The following is an 18,710-nucleotide window of genomic DNA, read 5'->3' as shown; positions in this document are numbered from 1 at the left end:
GAACGACGGATAATGTCTTGCGATTGATAAGCCATAATTCGTCTCCGTTACGCCTTTTCCACGTTCACGAGGAAAGCTTTATATTCAGGCGTCTGCGAGTTCGCGTCCCCCACCGATGGCGTCAGCGTATTGGCCAGGAATCCTTTCCGCGTCGCCCCCTCAAAACCCCAGTGGCACGGAATACCGATGGTATTCACCGTACGGCCATCAATAGTCAGCGCCTGTATTCGCTTAGTCACTACCGCTTTGGCTTTAATAAACCCGCGCTTCGACATCACTTTTACCGTGTCCCCCGCGACGATGCCCTTCTCCTTCGCCAACGCCTCGCCAATTTCAACAAACTGCTCGGGCTGAACGATGGCGTTCAGCCGCGCATGCTTGGTCCAGTGACGGAACAGTTCAGTGATCGAGTAGGTTGTCGCCACGTAGGGGAACTCATCCGCTTTGCCCATATTCGCCAGGTCATCGTGATAGATGCGCGCTACCGGGCTGGAGACCACCTTCGGGTGCAGCGGGTTGGTGCCAATCGGCGATTCGACAGGCTCATAGTGTTCCGGGAACGGGCCATCGTTTAGTTTGTCCAGCGAGAACAGGCGCGCCACGCCTTCCGGATTCATGATAAACGGCCCGACGTTGGTGTCCGGCGCCGCCTGGCTATAGTCGGCGACGTCCATACCGGTCCAGCGTTTGCCGTCCCAGTTCAGCAGCGAGCGCTGCGGATCCCAGGGTTTACCCGCCGGGTCCGCGGAGGCGCGGTTGTAGAGGATGCGGCGGTTCGCCGGCCAGGACCATGCCCAGCCGGGCGTGCAGCCTAAACCATACGGGTCGCTATTATCGCGGTTCGCCATCTGATTGCCCTGCTCGGTCCAGCAGCCGCAGTAAACCCAGCAGTAGCTGCTGGTTGAACCGTCATCTTTTAGCTGCGCGAAGCTGCTCAGCTGCTGGCCTTTTTTGACAACTACCCGGCCCTGCTCGTCAACGATATCGCGCAGCGCCTTGCCGTTGGCCTCCCTGGCGACCTCTTCCGGCTGCGGGTCGAGGGGATCGTGATAATCCCAGGACATATTCAGCACCGGCGCCGGGTTTGCGCCGCCCTCTTGCCGATACAGATCGCGCAGGCGCATAAACAGGCGTCCGAGAATTTTGCCATCGTGGAGCGCTTCGCCCGGCGGTTCGGCCGCCGCCCAGTGCCACTGTAGCCAGCGGCCCGAGTTGGCGATCGAACCGTTCTCTTCGGCGAAGCAGGAGGACGGCAGGCGGAAGACTTCGGTCTGGATATCTGCAGGACGCACGTCGTTCATTTCGCCGTGGTTCTGCCAGAAATTCGACGATTCGGTCACCAGCGGATCGATCACCACCAGATATTTGAGCTTCGCCAGCGCGCGGGCGGATTTGTTTTTATCCGGGAACGCCGCCAGCGGGTTAAATCCCTGTACCACGTAGCCGTTGATTTTGCCCTGGGCCATTAGCTCGGCCTGGGTCATGACATCGTATAAACGATCCCATTTCGGCAGCCAGTCATAGCCCCAGCTGTTTTCCGCTGTTGCGGCATCGCCCCAGAAGCTTTTCATCATGCTGACGAAAAACTTCGGCGTATTTTGCCAGTAGTTCACTTCGTTCACGCCCAGCGCCGCGGGGGTGATTTGTGAAATATAGCTCTGATAATCAACCTGTTTTTCCGACGGTAGCGGCATATATCCCGGTAGGTTGGTCGAAAGCAGTCCCAGGTCGGTATAGCCCTGAATATTGGAGTGCCCGCGCAGCGCGTTAACGCCGCCGCCGGCCATGCCGATATTGCCCAGCAGCAGCTGCAGCATCGCGGCAGCGCGGATGGTCTGCGCTCCGGTGGTGTGGTGGGTCCAGCCGAGGGCATACAGGATTGTCGCGGTTCGATTCGCAGCGCTGGTGCTGGCTAACAGTTCGCAAATGCGCTGAAAATCGTGTAACGAGGTGCCGCACAGGCGGTTGACCAGCTCTGGCGTATAGCGCTCAACGTGCTGCTTCAATAGATTCCAGACGCAGCGCGGATGATTCCACGTATCATCGCGCCTGGCGAAGCCGTTCGCGTCGAGTTCATAATTCCAGCTGGTTTTATCGTACTGACGCTTCTGCGGATCAAAACCGCTAAACAGCCCCTCGTCGAAATCATAATCTTCCCGCACGATCATGCTGGCGTTGGTGTAGTGACGCACGTACTCATGCTGTATCCGATCGTGTTCGATAAGATAGCGGATCGCGCCGAGCAGGAAAGCGCTGTCGGAGCCGGCGCGAATGGGCGCGTACAGGTCAGCCACCGCCGCGCTGCGGTTAAAGCGCGGATCGACGACGATCACCGTCGCATTATTTTTAATTTTGGCTTCGATAACCCATTTGAACCCTACCGGATGCGCTTCCGCCGCGTTGCCGCCCATAATCAGCACCACGTTGGCGTTTTTAATATCCACCCAGTTGTTGGTCATCGCCCCACGACCAAAGGTTGGCGCCAGCGCCGATACCGTCGGGCCGTGGCAAAGGCGCGCCTGGCAGTCAATCGATACCATCCCCAGCGCGCGGGTAAATTTACCGTCAAGGATCCCGGTTTCATTGCTCGCCGCCGAAGAGCACAGCATACTGGTTGAGGTCCAGCGGTTGACGGTGACGCCCTGGGCATTCTTTTCGATAAAGTTGGCGTCGCGATCATCTTTCATCAATCGCGCGATACGATCGATGGCCTCATCCCAGCTCATACGCGTCCACTTGTCCGAGCCCGGCGCGCGGTACTCCGGATAGCGTAAACGGTTATCGCTGTGAATATAGTCCAGTACGCCTGCGCCTTTTGGGCACAGCGATCCGCGGCTCACGGGATGATCGGGATCGCCTTCGACGTGATAAATGCGTTCACGCACGTTTTTGGCGTTATCTCCGAAGCTGTACATGAGGATCCCGCAGCCGACTGAACAGTAGGTGCAGTTATTACGGGTTTCTTTAGCTTTTAAGAGTTTATATTGACGCGTCTCTGCGTGAGCGGAAAACGAGGGAAGAAAACCAAGCGATGCTACGGTCGTCCCTGCCATACCACCCGCGCAGATGCGAAAGAACTGCCTGCGACTGAGCTCCATTGTGCCTCCAGCTTAAACTTAAGACAGGAAAAGGGACAATGATTATACGGGTATTTTTGGCTTTTGCATCTGCTGTTAACATTTACGACAAAAAACAAACAATTAATCCATTTCATTTCAACTAGTTAAAATCCATCGCCTTAAAACAGGGGCCGGGAATGTTAACGCCATGCTAATCATTGTCATCCCCTGGCCGTCTACAAACCTTCGGACCGTACCCAACTTCGTTTGATGAGGTGGGCGATGTGCCGCCGTTATCCGGCCATCAATAACAACGGTAATTAACGTTTAATATAACTATCGGGTTTTATATGCGCTGATTAAATAATTTATTGCCACTTTTTATATAACTATCGCGTGAATTCATGGCATAACATCGTAAATCCGTATGTCGTGACTGAACTTTCCGCTTGCTTATTATGCATCTCCCCCATACGTTAACTTTGATTAAGGATCTTCTTACAGCAGGTCTGGCCAGTTCCCCGGCGCGTAGATAACGCTGGAATAATATCTTCGGCACCAGCAGAATGCTGCGTTGTCCAGCCCTACACGTATATTTCCCGAATGGCGGAGGGTTATCTGTGCCAGTAGCAGAGTCCCTGTTCGTTTATACCGTACTGATTTATTAATCCATGCCGCAAGGGGGCGTGATTGAATCGTTCGTGCGCTTTTTTTGATCTTATTCGCAGGAGCCACAGCGCGTATTTTTGGGCAATGTGCGGCGTCATTATTTCCCTGCAGTGGTGGGCGCCGGCGCGCGCGGAAGTCCGCCAGTTGGGTATCGATATCCCGGTCTACTGGTACGCCGACGCCAGCGACACGATGCCCCTCGACGCCTTTCTTTCGCTGCCACAGGAGGCGCTAAAAACGGCGCCGCTTATCCCGTCGTTCGGTTATTCGTCAAAGACCTACTGGCTACGTACTTCGCTCCCGGCGGCCTGGTTTGCAGGCGAGCAGCGCTGGCTGCAGCTCGGTCCGTCGTTTGTCGATCGCTTGAGCGTATTTTATCGCCCCTGCGGCAGCGATGCCCCCTGGAAACAAAAAGAGTTTGGCGACCACGCTTCCGCCCGCGATAACGATCTCGACTACCGCGAAAGCGTGCTGATTTTACCGCCCCCGCCCACGGCGGCTGGCTACGAGATGGTCTTCCGTCTCCAGAGCACCAGCACCCTGATCCTGCTGGCGACGCTCTCGTCGCCGCAGGAGTTCGTGCGTTCGGCCACCCTCGATACCGCCTTCTGGAGTTTCTATTTTGGCCTGGCGGTGATTGCCAGCGGTATCGCCCTGTGGCTTGCCGTCGCGCTGCGCCGACGCCTGCTGTGGGGGATCTGCCTGTTCTCGCTCAACTATCCGCTCGTCGCGGCCCTTCATGGCTACCCGGAATGGCTCTTTGGCGATGCCCTGCTGCCGGTGCAGGATTACATGATTAGCTGCCTGTCGCTGGTGAGCTACGCCACCGCGCTGTGGTTGCATAGCGAAGTTTTCGATTTGAAGAAAAACATGCCGCGGCTGCATCAACTGCTGCTGGCGGCGATCGCCTTAAACATTGTTCTGCAGATCAGTATCCCGCTAGGGTTTTACGGCCAGGCGATGCAGATTGAAGCGGGGATATTCTTCATCGCCGCGCCGATTCTGTTGATCACCTCATGGATGCTGTGGCGGCGCAAAGCGGTTGATATCAACACCCTGCTGTTGGGGCTGCTGCCGCCGGTATACGTCGTCTCCGCCGGGCTGGCGCTGCTCTCTATTCACGGCGTCATTCCGTTTCATAACATGGTTTATTCCACCTGGCAGTACGCGCTGATTATCCATATCGTCACCGTCCTGATCATCGCGGTACTGCGGGTGCGGGCGGAAAACCGTACCCTGGTGCGCAAGCAGCAGCTGGCGCGGGAACTGCAGATTGAACGCGAGGCCAGCTTCCACCAGCGCCAGTTTATGGGAATGGTGGCGCATGAGTTCAGAACGCCGCTGGCGATCCTCCAGGCGGCGCTGGAAAACCAGCGCCTGAGTCCCGCAACCGTCACCCAGAGCTTGCACCTCGACCGCATGCAGCGCGCGACAACCCGCCTGGTGCAGCTTACCGATAATTGCCTGGCCGACGCCCGCCTCTCCTCCCGAGACCTGCACGCCGACAAGCAGGATGCCGAACTGCTGCCGGTCATCCATATGGCGGCGACCGTCGTGGATCTTTCGCTTAATCATTATTTGAATGTCACCCTTGAGGGGCAAACTGTCGGCCCGCAATCCCCTTCGCCGGTGCTGTTTATTGATAGCGGGCTGCTGTGTATTGCGATCGCCAACCTGCTCGATAACGCGGTTAAATATGCTGCAGCAGGCGAAATAAGAATCGAGATTTATCAGCAGGAAAAGCACGTTGAATTACGCATTGGCGATCGCGGTCCCGGCATCCCGCCGGAACAGGTCGAGCATATTTACGAGCGCTACCGACGCGGCGAAACGCACACCACAACGCCGGCCGGGACCGGTCTTGGGCTGTACGTCGCCCGACAAATCATCCAGGCCCACGGCGGGGACCTGTGGCTGGCAGAAAATAGCTCAGCCGGATGCGAATTTGCGCTCACTCTCCCGCTGACGGGACAGCAGAAGGACAAACCATGACACTACGCGTAGCTATCATTGAAGATAGCGCAGATCTACTCGACGAGCTGCTGGCTTTTCTGCGCCATCGCGGCTTTGACGCCTGGGGCGTCGGCAGCGCCGAGGCCTTCTGGCGGCAGCTGCATCGCGATCCGGTTGATATCGTTCTTATCGATATTGGCCTGCCGGGCGAAGACGGGTTTAGCGTGCTGGACTATCTGCACGAGATTGGCCAGTTCGGCCTGGTTGTCATTACCGCCAGAGGGCATGAGCAGGATCGGCTCCAGGCCTTAAACGCCGGCGCCGACCTCTATCTCATCAAGCCGGTCAACTTTTCCGACCTCGCGGAGAGCATCCACGCGCTGGGCTCCCGGCTTCGCCAGCAACAACCGGCGGAAGGCGTCAATCCGGCGCCATCAGCGGAGCGGTCAGCCCCTTCCCACTGGATTCTCCAGAGCGAGCGCCTGGTGGCGCCATCGGGGCGGATCCTGCCGCTAACGCAGCAAGAGTACCGGCTGCTGGAAGTCTTAATGCGTAATCGCAATGAAGTGTGCAGCAAAGTTGACCTGCACACTTCGCTGTTTACCGATGAGGGCGAGCCGGAACTGCACCGCATCGACGTGGTGATCAGCCGCCTGCGCCACAAGGCCCGCCTACAGGGCATCACCCTGCCGATTCGCGCGATTTTTGGCAAAGGGCTGGCGTTTCTCTCCTGACCTTTCCCCAGCCGGCAGCGGCGACGCCGCCGGCCACCGTTCCGCCATCCGCGCGAGGTCATGGCGAATATGTTTTCAGCCTGGCGTTTCTTGTTAATTTTTTTCAGTTTTTGAGAGGAATGAGAGAAATGAGACTGACAGCACATTAAGAATTTTCTTACATTGACCGGGCGTCGTGAGCGTATCGACCCAAAGCGACCTGAGCTATCAGGCTATTGCTGAATTCAGCGCGAGCCGAATGCAGGCCGCTTGTCATGCGCATTTCGTCCGCGCATCGCGAGCACGGTTTAACGAAGAGTATAAAAATATTCACGTGCCTGCGAGGTACATTTTTAACACCAAAAATTAAGTTAAAGGATCTCAATTATGGCCATGCAAACATGGTTAGCCTTATTGCTGTGCATATTTTGCCTTTGCGTTTCTGTTTATAGTCTTGTGTCGTATATCCGCGACAGGCGAAAACAGAAATTTCCGTTTTCAGCAAAGAACTCTACGCGCAGAAAATAACTAAAGTCACATTAATAATAACGAAATCTGCATAGCAACAATCACCGCATACGCCCGGAGGATTGATCACAACATGGCGTTATGTTGATATATCAGGGAAATAACGCCATGAAAAAAGTAAACATCGCCATCAACACCAGAAATACCTTTCTCAGAGAATCATTGGTTTCCGTCGTCAATGAGCTCATCAGCCGCAGCGGGAATCTTAAAGTCGCTTTTTCTTATAAGCATAATGATTTTTTAGATAAAGATATCATCATCGCTGAAGTTCTCCCCGGCGAGATCTATCTGTGCAATACCAGCATAAAGAACCGTAAAAAAAACAGTTCGGTGATTATCCTGCACAGCTATGACAAGCTGCCGGAAAAAGAGCTGATCGTTAACTGTCTCAAGGGCGTTATCTTTGTTTCTATCAAATCGGTCAATATCGATGAGATGTTCGAAATTATTGCCCAGGAGCTAAAAAGGAGCGAAATTCTCCCCGGCGCGCAGAGCAGCAACTCCACGCTCGTTTGCACCCATTGCCCGCATAAAATGCTCTCCAAATCGCAGGCTGCCGTCGCCACCGGCATCATCGATGGCTTTGATATCATTAAAATTTCCGCCCTCAACAAAGTCACCCCCAAAACCATCACCTGGCACAAAAGCAAAATCATGGAAAAATACCGTCTTAATAACAATCATGACTTTTTTCAGTTCATTAACTTGTTAAAAGAGCGCTGGTAAACTCGCGCTGTGCCCGCCGGTGAGCGCATTCTGTACGTTAAAATTAGGAATTTGACGGCTTGTTAGCGACGGGATTCCGAAAAAGATCGGTAACCTCAAAAACATCTACTCAGGGGTAACGGGCTGCGGGTACCATTACCCGGTTCCTCAATGTGAAAATACCGGAGCGTATTTTTATATAATAAGAACAACGTCTTTATCGAGGAATCTGTTACTTCGTCACATTGCCCCTTGCGTGCCTGTTAGGGGCCTCTTTTTCTCTGCGGAACGCGCCCCCGTCAGAGAGGGCGCGCGACGATCAGGCTTCGGCCTGCTGAGGCGCGGCTTCAGCCTCCGGGACCTCTTCCTGCAGTTGACCTTCATTTTTTGACAGCATCGCCGTCGCAATCCCATTACCCAGCACGTTAATCGCTGAGCGCCCCATATCGAGGAAATGGTCAATGCCCATCAGCAGCAAAATACCCGCCACCGGAATATTGAAGCTCGGGATGGTCGCGGCCAGCACCACCAGCGCCGAACGCGGTACCCCGGCAATCCCTTTCGAGGCCAGCATCAGCGTCAGCATCATCACGGTAATTTCGCTAAAGCTCAGTTGAACATTATAGGCCTGAGCGATGAACATGGCGGCAAAAGAGCAGTACACCATTGAGCCGACCAGGTTAAAGGAGTAGCCGATGGGCAGCACAAACGACGCGATATTTCGCGAACAGCCAAATTCCACCAGGCGCTCCAGGGTCTTCGGATAGGCCGCTTCGGAACTGCTGGTGGTGAACGCCACCAGCACCGGGTCTTTCAGCATATTCAGCAGGCGAAAAACCTCTTTTTTGAGCACCATATACCCCACCGCCAGCAGCACCGCGCTGGTCAGCAGGATCGCGACATAGTATCCGCCGATAAACGAGGCGTAGTTAAGCAGGATCCCCAACCCCTGCGAGGCGATAACCGAAGAGATAGCGGCGAAAATCGCCAGCGGCGCGACGTACATCACGTACCCGGTCACCTTCAGCATAATGTGGGAAACCACGTTGAGCGCCGCCACCAGCGGAGCATTGAATTTCTCCCCCAGCGACGCCCCGGCAATACCGAAGAACATCGAGAACACCACGATTTGCAGAATCTCGTTGCTGGCCATCGCTTCGGTAATGCTGGTCGGGATGGTATGGGTCAGAAAGCCTTTCAGGCTCATCCCGCTCACCGCCAGCCCGGTATCCACGGATTCTTTCGGGATCGCCAGGTTCAGACCGGCGCCGGGATGCTCAAGGGTGACAATCACCAGCCCGACCAGAATGGAGAGAATTGACGAGGTAATAAACCACACCATGGCTTTACCGCCGACCCGGCCAATAGTCGCCGTTTCGCCAAGGCGCATAATGCCGACCGTCAGGGTACTGAAGACTAATGGCGCTATCACCATTTTAATCAGGCGCAGGAACACATCGGTTAGCAGCGTAATGTTTTCCGACCATGCGGTAATGGTCGTTTGCCCGGCGTAAGCGTGGATGGCCGCGCCGGAGAGGATCCCCAGCAGCATGAAGATGACGATGAACAGCGTGAGTTTGTTTGCACTTGCCACAAAAATTAACCCCTGATTTATTTAACGTGTTGTTTTTTAATGTATATATGCTTTATTTATTGGAATACATTAAACATTCACCACATAAATTGAATAAAAGCAGGCGGGGTTACAACTCTTTTTTAGTTTTTATAGTAAAAGTTAATGTGCTCGTTGATATGCATCAAACCGCGTCGCGCCGCCGGAAAGATGAAAAAGGCGCCGGCGTCAGAGGACAACCGGCGCAAAGAGGCATTAGCGTTTTACGGTATCCTCCAGGAAGAAACGTCCCAGCGGATTCTGATAAAAACCGTCGATATTTTTGCGGCTGACGTTGCGGTACGGGCTGTAATACAGATCGACCCAGTTCACATCGGCCTTGGCCATTTTTTGCAGGTCGATATACATCTGCTCGCGCTTTTTACCATCCATTTCGACGCGCGCGGCAGCCACCAGCGCTTTTACCTGCTCGTTATGATAGCGGGTCATATAGTTCATATTGGCATCGTGACCCAGCACGAAAGTGGTTTTCTGATCGGGGTCAAGAATATCGTTGGTCCAGTACATCACCGAAATATCGTACTCTCCGGCCACCAGCATATCCCAGCTCTGGCTCGGGTCGACTTTTTGCAAATTCACCGTCACCCCGGCTTTCGCCAGCTGCTGTTGCAGCAAAATGGCAATCTGCTCATCGACTTCATCCCCGGCGTTGACCACGTAGTTCAGCTTCAGATCGGCAGCGCCCGCCGCTTTTAGCATCGCTTTGGCCTTCTGCGGATCGTACGGCCGGCGAAGATTATCCTGGTAGTGGTAAAGCGCCCCGGCGGGAATATAGGAGTTGGCCACCTGGCCGTAGCCAAAGGTCACGGTCTTCACGATTGCGTCTTTATCAATCGCGAAGTCCAGCGCCTGGCGCACCTCCACCTTGCCCAGCGCGCCGTGAGAATGGTTGATCAGCAGATGGTCCTCGCGCGTGGAGGGGTCCAGTTCCACCTTCAGATTGGCATCCTTTTGTAACGATGCAATGCGTGAGAAAGGCACGGTCAGCGCGGCGTCGAGCTCGCCGGCCTGCACCTTCAGCATGCGGGTATTATCGTCCGGAATGGTTAACCACTCCACGCCATCGAGGCTGACGTTTTTCGCCTGCCAGAAGTGCGGGTTCTTCACCAGCACGATCTTTTCCCCGCGCAGCCACTCTTTCACGCTAAACGCGCCGGAGCCCACGGGTTTTTCGGCAAACGCCTCTTCGCCTTCCGCTTTCATCGCCTTCTGCGAAATCACCGAGGCGTTCGGCAGGGCCAACTGCGACAAGAACGGCGCTGACGGCGATTTCAGCGTCACTACCAGCGTGCGCGGGTCCGGGGCTTCCGCTTTGGCAATAATGCTATAGGAGTCGCGCCACAGCGAGCCTTCATCATCGCGGATACGCATCAAGCTAAACGCCGCATCGCTGGCGGTTAGCGGTGTGCCGTCAGAGAAGGTCGTGTCGCGAATTTTAAAAGTGTAGACCTTGCCATCCGGAGAAATCGTCCAGCTCTCAGCCACGCCCGGCTCCAGCTTCGTCCCGCTCTTATCCACCCGCACCAGCGGGTCAAAGACGTTGGAAAAGACCCAGTTATCCGCGTTTTGCGCCGATTTTATCGGGTCAAACGTGGTGCTGTCCTCCCGGCGGCCAATGGTCAATACCCCCGCCGCCTGGGCCATTTCGCTCACCACGCTAAGCGCCAGAAAAACGCTCGCCGCCAGTAATTTAACTTGCCTGTGCTTCATCAAAAGATCCCCCTGTTAAAGGAAAAACGGTCTCATCGCCCGCGAGGTTGAGCACGCAGGCATAAGCGCGATCGGCAATCTGCCGGGTTGGTGGTGGTGCGCCGGTGCGGCACTGCACCTGCGCATAAGGGCAGCGCGGATGAAATGCACAGCCTTGTGGAACGGCAACGGGACTGGGTGGCTCGCCTCCCAGCAAATTTTTCGGTAGGGGTTTATCCGGGTCGATTTCCGGGATCGCCGAGACCAGCGCGGCGGTATAAGGATGCAGCGGATGGGTGAAGACCGCCTCTGCCGGCCCCTCCTCCACAATCCGTCCAAGGTACATTACCGCCACCCGATCGCAGAGCCGCCGCACAATCGCCAGATCGTGAGCGATAAACAGAATCGCCAGCCCCATCTTCTCCCGCAGATCCATCAGCAGGTTGACGATCTGTCCCTGAATAGAGACGTCCAGCGCCGCGACGCACTCATCGGCCACGATCAGCCGCGGCTCCATGGCCAGCGCTCTGGCAATACCGACGCGCTGGCACTGGCCGCCGCTAAGCTGAGCCGGTTTCGCGCTGGCCTGCTGCGGGCGCAGGCCCACCAGGGTGAGCAGTTCAGCTACCCGCCGCGACTCCTGCCCGCGGGGCACTTTTTGATGCACGCGCAGCACCTCGGCGATGCTCTCTCCCATGGTCTGCCGCGGGTTCAACGAGGCAAAGGGATCCTGGAAAATCATCGCGCTCTGCTGGCGCAGACGGGCGATATCGCTGGTTAAGCCATGGGTAATACGCTGCCCCTCGAACCGCACCTCGCCATCGGCTACCCGTTCAAGCTGTAACAGCGCTCGGCCAAGCGTGCTCTTGCCGCTGCCGGATTCGCCGACCAGACCGAGCGTTTCGCCGGGAAAGATCTGCATCGTGACCTGGTTCACCGCGTGCACGACCCGCTTCGGCTGCCAAAGACCGCCCGACACCGGGAAGGTGACGCAAAGATTATCGGCCTCAAGCAGCGGCCAGTGAGCGTTAGCCATTATCCCTCCTGTCGGGTCAGCGTGGGTAACCGGTGATGGCAAGCCACCGCGTGGCTATGGCGATCCTGCCCGTAATGCAGCGGCGGCTGCTGCAGGCACGCCTCATCGGCGCGGCGGCAGCGCGGATGAAAGCGACAGCCTGATGGAAAGTGGTCGGCGCTCGGCGGCTGGCCGTCGATGATCGTCAGCCTCCCCCGTCCGCCTTCGCTGGCCGGCTGACAATCAATAAGCCCGCGGGTATAGGGGTGCAGCGGCCCGGCGAGCACTTCGCGTTTGTCGCCCACCTCGCAGAGCCTGCCGCCGTACATCACCGCGATCCGGTCGCAGGTTTGCGCCACCACCCCGAGATCGTGGGTGATCATAATGACCGCCAGCCCCAGCTCGGCACGCAGGTCGCTGAGCAGGCGCAAAATCTGCATCTGCACGGTGACGTCCAGCGCGGTCGTCGGTTCGTCGGCAATCAGCAGCCGCGGTTCCGACGCGAGGGCGACGGCGATCATCGCCCGCTGGCGCATACCGCCGGAAAATTCGTGCGGATAGCTATTGAGCCGATTCTGCGGGTCCGGGATGCCGACCTGGCGCAGCAGGGCCAGCGCATCTTCCCGCGCCTGACGGCGGTTTGCCGCAAAATGGAGGCGCCGGCTTTCCGCGATCTGCTCCCCAATGGTCATCACCGGATTGAGATGGCTGGTCGGGTTCTGGAAAATCATACCGATTTCCCGCCCGCGCACCGCCGACATTTGCCCTTCGCTGAGGGGTAAGATATCCCGGCCGTCGAGCACAACCTCACCGCCGCTAATCCGCAGTCCGTCCCCCGGCAGCAGGCGCATCAGCGCCCGGCAGGTCACGGTTTTTCCCGACCCGCTTTCGCCAACCAACCCCAGCATCTCCCCGGCTTCAAGCGTGAATGAGACGTTATCGACCAGCGCGATATCCTCGCCGCCCGTGACCGCCAGGCGATTCACCTTCAGCAAACTCATCCCCGTCCTCCTAACTTGTCACCGAGCCCATCGGCCAGCAGGCTAAAGCCCATCGCCAGCAGCACGATGGCGAGCCCTGGAAAGGTGGTTATCCACCACGCGGTAGTGATAAAGCTCTGCCCTTCGGCCACCATAACGCCCCATTCGGCGGTTGGTGGCTGCACGCCGAGCCCGAGATAGCTCACCGCGGCTCCGTTCAGCAGCACCAGTACGCAGTCGGACATCGAAAAAACGATCGCTCCGGTTAGCGCGTTCGGCAGCAGATGACGGAACAAAATCCGCGGATGGCCGTAGCCCAGACTGCGGGCCGCCAGAATAAAATCGCGCTGTTTCAGCGTCAGTACCTGAGCGCGCACCAGCCGGGCGTAGGAGACCCAGCCCACCATCGCCATGGCGATGTAAAAGCTGCTCAGTCCCGGCCCGAGAATGGCGATGATTGCCAGCATCAGCACCAGAAACGGAAAGGCCAGCACGATATCAATAACCCGCATCACCAGGGCATCGACCACGCTGCCAGAATAGCCGGCAAGCGCCCCCAGCGCGGTACCGAGCATAAAGGGGAACAGCACCCCCAGCAGGCAGATTTGGAGATCGACCCGCGCGCCCCACAGCACGCGGGAAAAAACGTCGCGGCCAAAGTTGTCGGTACCGAAGAGATGCGCGCCGCCCGGCGGCAGCAGGCTGGAAGAGGCGTCCTGGGCAATCGGATCGAACGGCGCGATCCACGGCGCCAGACAGGCGACCAGCAGCCATAGTCCGACGATCGCCAGCCCGGCGTAGAGCGCCTGCTGACGCGGGATAGCCCGCTGACGCAGACGGGAAAACGTCGCTATCGCCTTCATAGTTTTATCCTCGGGTCGAGGGCCACGGTCAGAATATCCGCCAGCAGGCTGACCGCTACGGTAGCAAGGGCAAAGACCATCACCACGCCCTGCACCACCATGTAGTCGCGGCTAAAAATCGCCTTAACCAACAGCTGTCCGAGGCCGGGGATGGCAAACACGCTTTCGATAACCACCGTACTGCCGATGAGCCAGCCAATATTCACCGCCAGCAGATTGATGGTCGGCACCAGAGAGTTCGGCAGCACGTGCCGCCAGAAGATACGTCTTTCCTGCTGTCCCCGCGCCCGGGCCGCCACCACATAGTCGCTATTCATCTCCATCAGCAGGCTGGCGCGCAGGTTGCGAATCAATACCGCCGACAGCGCCAGCGCCACGGTCAGGCACGGCAGAACCATATGGTGCAGCTGGTCTACAAAATCGCTGCCGTAGCCGGAGACCGGAAACCAGCCGAGCGCGATACTGAACAGCAGAATCAACATGATGCCGAGCCAGAACGCCGGAAACCCGAGCCCGGCGGTCGTAAACAGACGAATCAGCCGATCGGCGAGGCGCCCGCGCTGGCGTGCGGCCATCGCCGCCAGCGGTACCGTCAACGCTATCGCCAGCAGAACGCTGCCGAGCACCAGCCACAGCGTCGGTTCCAGACGCGAAGCAATCAGCTTCAGGGTATCGACCCGGTAAACAATTGACTTACCCAGCTCGCCCTGCAGCAGATTGCGCAGAAAATAGCCGTACTGAACCCACAGCGGTTCGTCGAGGCCAAACTGCGCGCGGATGCGGGCCAGCGCCGCCGGCGTGCTGCGCACCCCGAGCAGAATACGCGCCGGATCGCCGGGGATGGCGCGCACCATCATAAAGGTGATCAGGCTGATACCCAGCAGAACCGGCAGCAGCTGTAGCGGGCGAAAAAGCAGAAAGCGGTAACGGTGCATCAACAGCCTCCCGCGTCGCGCTGGCGCGCCAGAAAATCGTGCAGCACCGGATAGTAAGCCTGCGGCTCTTCGTAAAACGGCATATGGCTGCTGTTGGCAAAAATGGCTATTTCGGCGTTCGCCAGGCCCTGCTTCATTTTCAGGGCGCAGGCGGGCGTCAGCTCATCGTGCTGGCCGCTGGTGATCAGACAGGGCGCGCGGATTGACGCCAGCTCAGCGCTGCGGTTCCAGTTTTTTAAATTGCCGGTATAGAGGAATTCGTTCGGCCCCTGCATGGTGGTATACGGCCCCATATTCCAGTCGCCGAGCGAGCGGGTAACCGGCTCCGGCCAGACGTCAAGACGGCACACATGACGGTAATTCAGCAGCGTAATCGCTGCCTGATAGGCCGGATGGTCTAGCCAGCCGAGCGCTTCGTAGCGCTGCATCATCGCGACGGTTTCTGGCCCCAGCGCCCCGCGCAGACGGTTCAGCTCCTGCACCAGATGCGGCATATCGGCGACGGTGTTTTCCAGAATCAGCGAGCGAATTGCGCCAGGATGGTGCAACGCCACTTCAATCGCCAGCCATCCGCCCCACGAGTGACCAAGCAGATGCACCTGACCGAGCCCCAGCGCCTGACGCACGGTCTCCACTTCACGCACGTAGCGCGCCATCGTCCACAGGCTGGCATCATCCGGCCGGTCGGACTTGCCGGTACCCAGCTGGTCAAAAGCGATCACCCGATAACCGTGCTGCTTCAGGCAGGAGTGGGCTTCGCGCAGATAATCGCAGGGCAGCCCCGGCCCGCCGTTGAGGCAGAGAACGGTCTCCTCGCCGTCGCCAAACTGATAGGCCACGACGTTATATCCCTCCACCGCAATGTTATGGTACTGATCGGGCGCTATTTCGCTCCACATGGTGTACTCCTCATCGTCGATGGCCCGGTTCTGGCGTTGCGTTAACGCTAACGGCAACCCCGGAGGCTGAACAGTTAGCAAAAATACTAGTTTTGCGCGGCGCCGGTGCGGCACCGGAATTGCATGCCTTTTGCGCTAACTATTGACGGATTTGCACAAATCGTGCCCGTCGCAGGTCTCGTTTTAGATGAAGGGGGTTATATGCGACTGGAATTTGAACGCCCCGGCAGCGCGCGGGCGGCTAGCCTGGATGAGGCATTCAGCGGACTTTTTCAGGCCACCCGGAAGTTAGGATTTGACGCGGTCATTTACGACTACACGCCGGTCCCGCGTTCTCTGGAAGGGGAGCTGATTACGCCTTCGCTGCTGAAAACGTGCAATGTGCCGGAAGATATGCGCCAGCTATGGTGCGAGCGCGGATATTACCAGCTTGATCCGGTGCAGCACTGCGCGCTCGAAAGCTGCGCGCCTTTTGTCTGGTCCTATCAACGACCGGACAACAGCATGCTGCGCGGGAGGCTGAACAATCACGCCACCGCGGTCACCGACTATATGCGCGAACATAATATGCCCTGCGGGGCGACGGTTCCCCTGCATCTCCCCAACGGCAGTTTCGTCACTCTCACCGGCATCCATACCGGCCAGCGTCAGGAACGGGAAATCAGCGCCACCCTGGCGCAGCTGATGCTGCTCGCCCACCAGTTTCAGGAGTCGGCGTTTCCGCTGTTTGACAGCACCCTGCTTACCTGCCGCCATGTGAAGCTAAGCAACCGCGAGCGCGAATGCCTGGCGTGGTCCGCCGAAGGACTTACCGCTAAAGAGATCGCCCGCAAGCTGCACCGCTCGGTAGCGACGGTGACGCTGCATCTTAATACCGCGGCCAAAAAGCTCGGCGCCAGCAACCGCGTACAGGCGGTAGTCCGCGCCCTGCACTACCGCCTGCTCGACAGCTAAGAACTAGCATTTTTGCTAGTGTTCAGCCGCGGTTGCCACCCTTTACCCTGAAAGCCGGTCCACTTAGCAGGGTAAAGATGATTCATGTATACCATCAGCGAAGGTTACGCCCCGTTTCGGCGCTATCAAACTTGGTTTCGCGTTTGCGGCGATATCGATAGCGGGCTCACGCCGCTGGTCATCGCCCACGGCGGGCCGGGGTGCACGCATGATTATGTTGATGCGTTCCGCGATATCGCCCTCAGCGGGCGGGCGGTGATCCACTACGATCAGTTAGGCAACGGACGCTCAACCCATCTCCCGCAGCAGCCCGCCGATTTCTGGCAACCGGCGCTGTTCCTCGACGAACTGGCCAACCTGCTGCAGCATCTCAATATTGCCGATCATTACGCCCTGCTCGGCCAATCGTGGGGAGGTATGCTCGGCGCGGAGCACGCCGTAACGAGGCCAAAGGGGTTAAAGGCGCTGATTATCGCCAACTCCCCGGCGTCGATGGCCCTGTGGCTACAGGGAGCGGCCAGGCTGCGGGCGCAGTTGCCCGCCGACGTCCAGCAGACGCTGCTGGCCCATGAGGCGGCGGGAACGCTGGACAGCGCGGAATATAAGGCGGCAAGCCAGGTATTTTATCAACGCCACGTCTGTCGCCTCGATCCCTGGCCAGCGGAAGTGCGGCGTACCTTCGACGCCATGGATGCCGACCCGACGGTTTATCACGCCATGAATGGCCCCACCGAATTCCACGTCATCGGCAGCATGAAAGCGTGGACGATTATCGACCGCCTCGCGCGCATTGACGTTCCGGTCCTGCTGATTTCCGGGCGCTACGATGAAGCCACCCCGGAGGTGGTACAACCCTTTATGGACAACATCCCCGACGCGCGGTGGGTCATTTTCGAAGCCTCAAGCCATATGCCGCACGTCGAAGAGCGCGAGCTGTGCATGAAGACGGTAAACGACTTTTTAAGCCGCGCGATAAACGAAAAGCCGCTTACAGCGCCAGCCCGCCTCCGCCGCTGAACGGCCGCTCGCCGGCGATTTTCATCACTTCGGCCCCCAGGGTGACAAACGGCGCCCGACGGCTGGCATAAATCAGCCCGCCCGATGTCGGGCGCACCGCTTTGACCATATCGGTCAGCGGATCGATGATTTCCGCGACCACATCGTCGGCGCTGACCCACTCGCCGGGCTGTTTTAACAGCACCAGGATGCCGGTCGCCGGGGCGGTAACAATCTCCCCGGCGGCAAACGGCAGCATTACCGTTTCCTGCTGCGGAATCTCAGGCTTCGCGCCGGCCAGTACGCCGCGGTACTGCAGATAGCGATAAAGACGTTCGGCATCGTCGCAGGCGGTGGCGTGATCCACCTCCTGCTGGCCGCGCAGTTCGACGGTCACCGCCATACAGCCGGGCTGCTGCTGCGAGCGCGATGAATCACGCGCCGCCAGGCGCTGCCACGGCAGGCCGCAGGCCTCATCAAACGAATGACCGCCGCTCTCCTGCGACAGCAGCACGGCGCCAATACCGAGGAAAGCCGCCAGAACTTTCGCCTCGCGTTGCCAGGCCGGGTCGGCGTAGAGATGCAAAATCGCCTGGTCATCGCAGTGCAGATCGAGTACCAAATCGGCATCGCAGGCGAGGCCCAGCAGATGATGGCGCAGGGCCTGAACTTCGCTGACCACGGGCAGCGCCGCCAGCGCCTCCCGCATCGCCGCGCGCACCTGCTGCAGGTACTCGCGGCGCGAACCGGGCGATGGCGCACGCAGATAGGGCTGCGCCAGGGCAGCCAGATCGGGGAAATCGCGGTTAAAATTACGCCCGCTTGCCAGATCGAAACGACCTATGCCGCCGCTGAGCAGCACCTGGGCCAGCCCCGGCGGGTTGGCCACCGGCACGAGAATGATTTCGCCGCGCAGCTCGCCGCGCCGTTCCGCCTGACTGAGTAATCTTTTAAGATAATGCAGAACCAGCATGCCCGGAATTTCATCGGCGTGCAGCCCCGCCTGCAGATAGACCTTCTCTCCTGTGCCGGGCGCGCCGAAATGAAAATGGCTTAATTGCCGCTGCCCACCGAGTGCATGTTCAGGTAATGTATAGTGTTTAATTTTCATTGGACGTC

15 protein-coding genes are annotated in these 18,710 nt (G+C 58.0%); 6 read left to right on the top strand and 9 right to left on the bottom strand.

Translation table 11 applies throughout. The annotated features are described in order from the left end of the window. Window positions 1-47 precede the first annotated feature (47 nt). Entirely contained in the window at window positions 48-3,098 is a 3,051-nt protein-coding gene (gene fdnG, locus CMQ96_RS09815; protein ID WP_098066689.1) for a formate dehydrogenase-N subunit alpha, read from the bottom strand. Window positions 3,099-3,812: 714 nt separating this feature from the next. Between fdnG and CMQ96_RS09810 the strand changes: the two genes are divergently transcribed. The 4 genes from CMQ96_RS09810 to CMQ96_RS09800 all read left to right on the top strand — a co-directional run bounded on the left by CMQ96_RS09810 (window position 3,813) and on the right by CMQ96_RS09800 (window position 7,648). Continuing rightward, window positions 3,813-5,720 (top strand): sensor histidine kinase, encoded by a 1,908-nt coding sequence (locus CMQ96_RS09810; protein WP_098066687.1) that lies wholly within the window; start codon window positions 3,813-3,815, stop codon window positions 5,718-5,720. Next, window positions 5,717-6,415 carry a response regulator transcription factor gene (locus tag CMQ96_RS09805; protein WP_024359146.1) on the top strand — a complete coding sequence of 233 codons (699 nt, stop codon included), beginning with the start codon at window positions 5,717-5,719 and terminating at the stop codon, window positions 6,413-6,415. Before CMQ96_RS09810 ends, CMQ96_RS09805 begins: the two co-directional genes overlap by 4 nt. Window positions 6,416-6,781: 366 nt before the next feature. Further along, window positions 6,782-6,922: a small membrane protein gene (locus tag CMQ96_RS28315; RefSeq protein WP_004138686.1), complete on the top strand. Its 141-nt coding sequence runs from the start codon at window positions 6,782-6,784 to the stop codon at window positions 6,920-6,922. 108 nt (window positions 6,923-7,030) lie between these two features. Beyond that, window positions 7,031-7,648: a transcriptional regulator gene (locus CMQ96_RS09800; protein WP_024359147.1), complete on the top strand. Its 618-nt coding sequence runs from the start codon at window positions 7,031-7,033 to the stop codon at window positions 7,646-7,648. Window positions 7,649-7,946: 298 nt separating this feature from the next. Here the strand turns inward: CMQ96_RS09800 and CMQ96_RS09795 are convergent, their stop codons facing one another. The 7 genes from CMQ96_RS09795 to CMQ96_RS09765 form a co-directional block, all read right to left on the bottom strand. Beyond that, entirely contained in the window at window positions 7,947-9,221 is a 1,275-nt protein-coding gene (locus tag CMQ96_RS09795; protein WP_049085868.1) for a dicarboxylate/amino acid:cation symporter, read from the bottom strand. A 234-nt stretch (window positions 9,222-9,455) separates the two neighbouring features. Then, window positions 9,456-10,970 carry an ABC transporter substrate-binding protein gene (locus tag CMQ96_RS09790; RefSeq protein WP_024359149.1) on the bottom strand — a complete coding sequence of 505 codons (1,515 nt, stop codon included), beginning with the start codon at window positions 10,968-10,970 and terminating at the stop codon, window positions 9,456-9,458. After that, a complete protein-coding gene (locus CMQ96_RS09785; protein WP_171016403.1) occupies window positions 10,951-11,985 on the bottom strand; it encodes an ABC transporter ATP-binding protein in 1,035 nt (344 codons plus the stop codon). The genes CMQ96_RS09790 and CMQ96_RS09785 overlap by 20 nt, the downstream gene beginning before the upstream one ends. Then, window positions 11,985-12,965 carry an ABC transporter ATP-binding protein gene (locus CMQ96_RS09780; RefSeq protein ID WP_098066685.1) on the bottom strand — a complete coding sequence of 327 codons (981 nt, stop codon included), beginning with the start codon at window positions 12,963-12,965 and terminating at the stop codon, window positions 11,985-11,987. Before CMQ96_RS09780 ends, CMQ96_RS09785 begins: the two co-directional genes overlap by 1 nt. Further along, entirely contained in the window at window positions 12,962-13,807 is an 846-nt protein-coding gene (locus CMQ96_RS09775; RefSeq protein WP_049100347.1) for an ABC transporter permease, read from the bottom strand. The genes CMQ96_RS09780 and CMQ96_RS09775 overlap by 4 nt, the downstream gene beginning before the upstream one ends. After that, window positions 13,804-14,742, bottom strand: a complete 939-nt coding sequence (locus CMQ96_RS09770) for an ABC transporter permease (protein ID WP_098066683.1) — start codon at window positions 14,740-14,742, stop codon at window positions 13,804-13,806. Before CMQ96_RS09770 ends, CMQ96_RS09775 begins: the two co-directional genes overlap by 4 nt. Continuing rightward, complete coding sequence (locus CMQ96_RS09765) at window positions 14,742-15,641, bottom strand: proline iminopeptidase-family hydrolase (protein ID WP_098066681.1); 900 nt, start codon at window positions 15,639-15,641, stop codon at window positions 14,742-14,744. Before CMQ96_RS09765 ends, CMQ96_RS09770 begins: the two co-directional genes overlap by 1 nt. Window positions 15,642-15,842: 201 nt before the next feature. Here CMQ96_RS09765 and CMQ96_RS09760 point away from each other — a divergent pair, with 201 nt between their 5' ends. Then, complete coding sequence (locus CMQ96_RS09760; RefSeq protein ID WP_024359155.1) at window positions 15,843-16,595, top strand: LuxR family transcriptional regulator; 753 nt, start codon at window positions 15,843-15,845, stop codon at window positions 16,593-16,595. A gap of 84 nt (window positions 16,596-16,679) precedes the next feature. Further along, the gene (locus CMQ96_RS09755; RefSeq protein ID WP_098066679.1) at window positions 16,680-17,612 is read left to right on the top strand and encodes a proline iminopeptidase-family hydrolase; all 933 of its coding nucleotides are present in this window, start codon (window positions 16,680-16,682) and stop codon (window positions 17,610-17,612) included. Here the strand turns inward: CMQ96_RS09755 and CMQ96_RS09750 are convergent. Continuing rightward, window positions 17,584-18,702 carry a succinylglutamate desuccinylase/aspartoacylase family protein gene (locus CMQ96_RS09750; RefSeq protein WP_004138674.1) on the bottom strand — a complete coding sequence of 373 codons (1,119 nt, stop codon included), beginning with the start codon at window positions 18,700-18,702 and terminating at the stop codon, window positions 17,584-17,586. The two genes, CMQ96_RS09755 and CMQ96_RS09750, sit on opposite strands and share 29 nt — an antisense overlap. Window positions 18,703-18,710: the final 8 nt, after the last annotated feature.

It is taken from the genome of Klebsiella sp. MBT K-1 (assembly GCF_002556465.1).
In the GTDB taxonomy this organism is placed as follows: Bacteria; Pseudomonadota; Gammaproteobacteria; order Enterobacterales; family Enterobacteriaceae; genus Klebsiella; species Klebsiella grimontii.
Note: the sequence above shows the minus strand (reverse complement) of the source record. Positions and strands in the feature narration are given on the sequence as shown.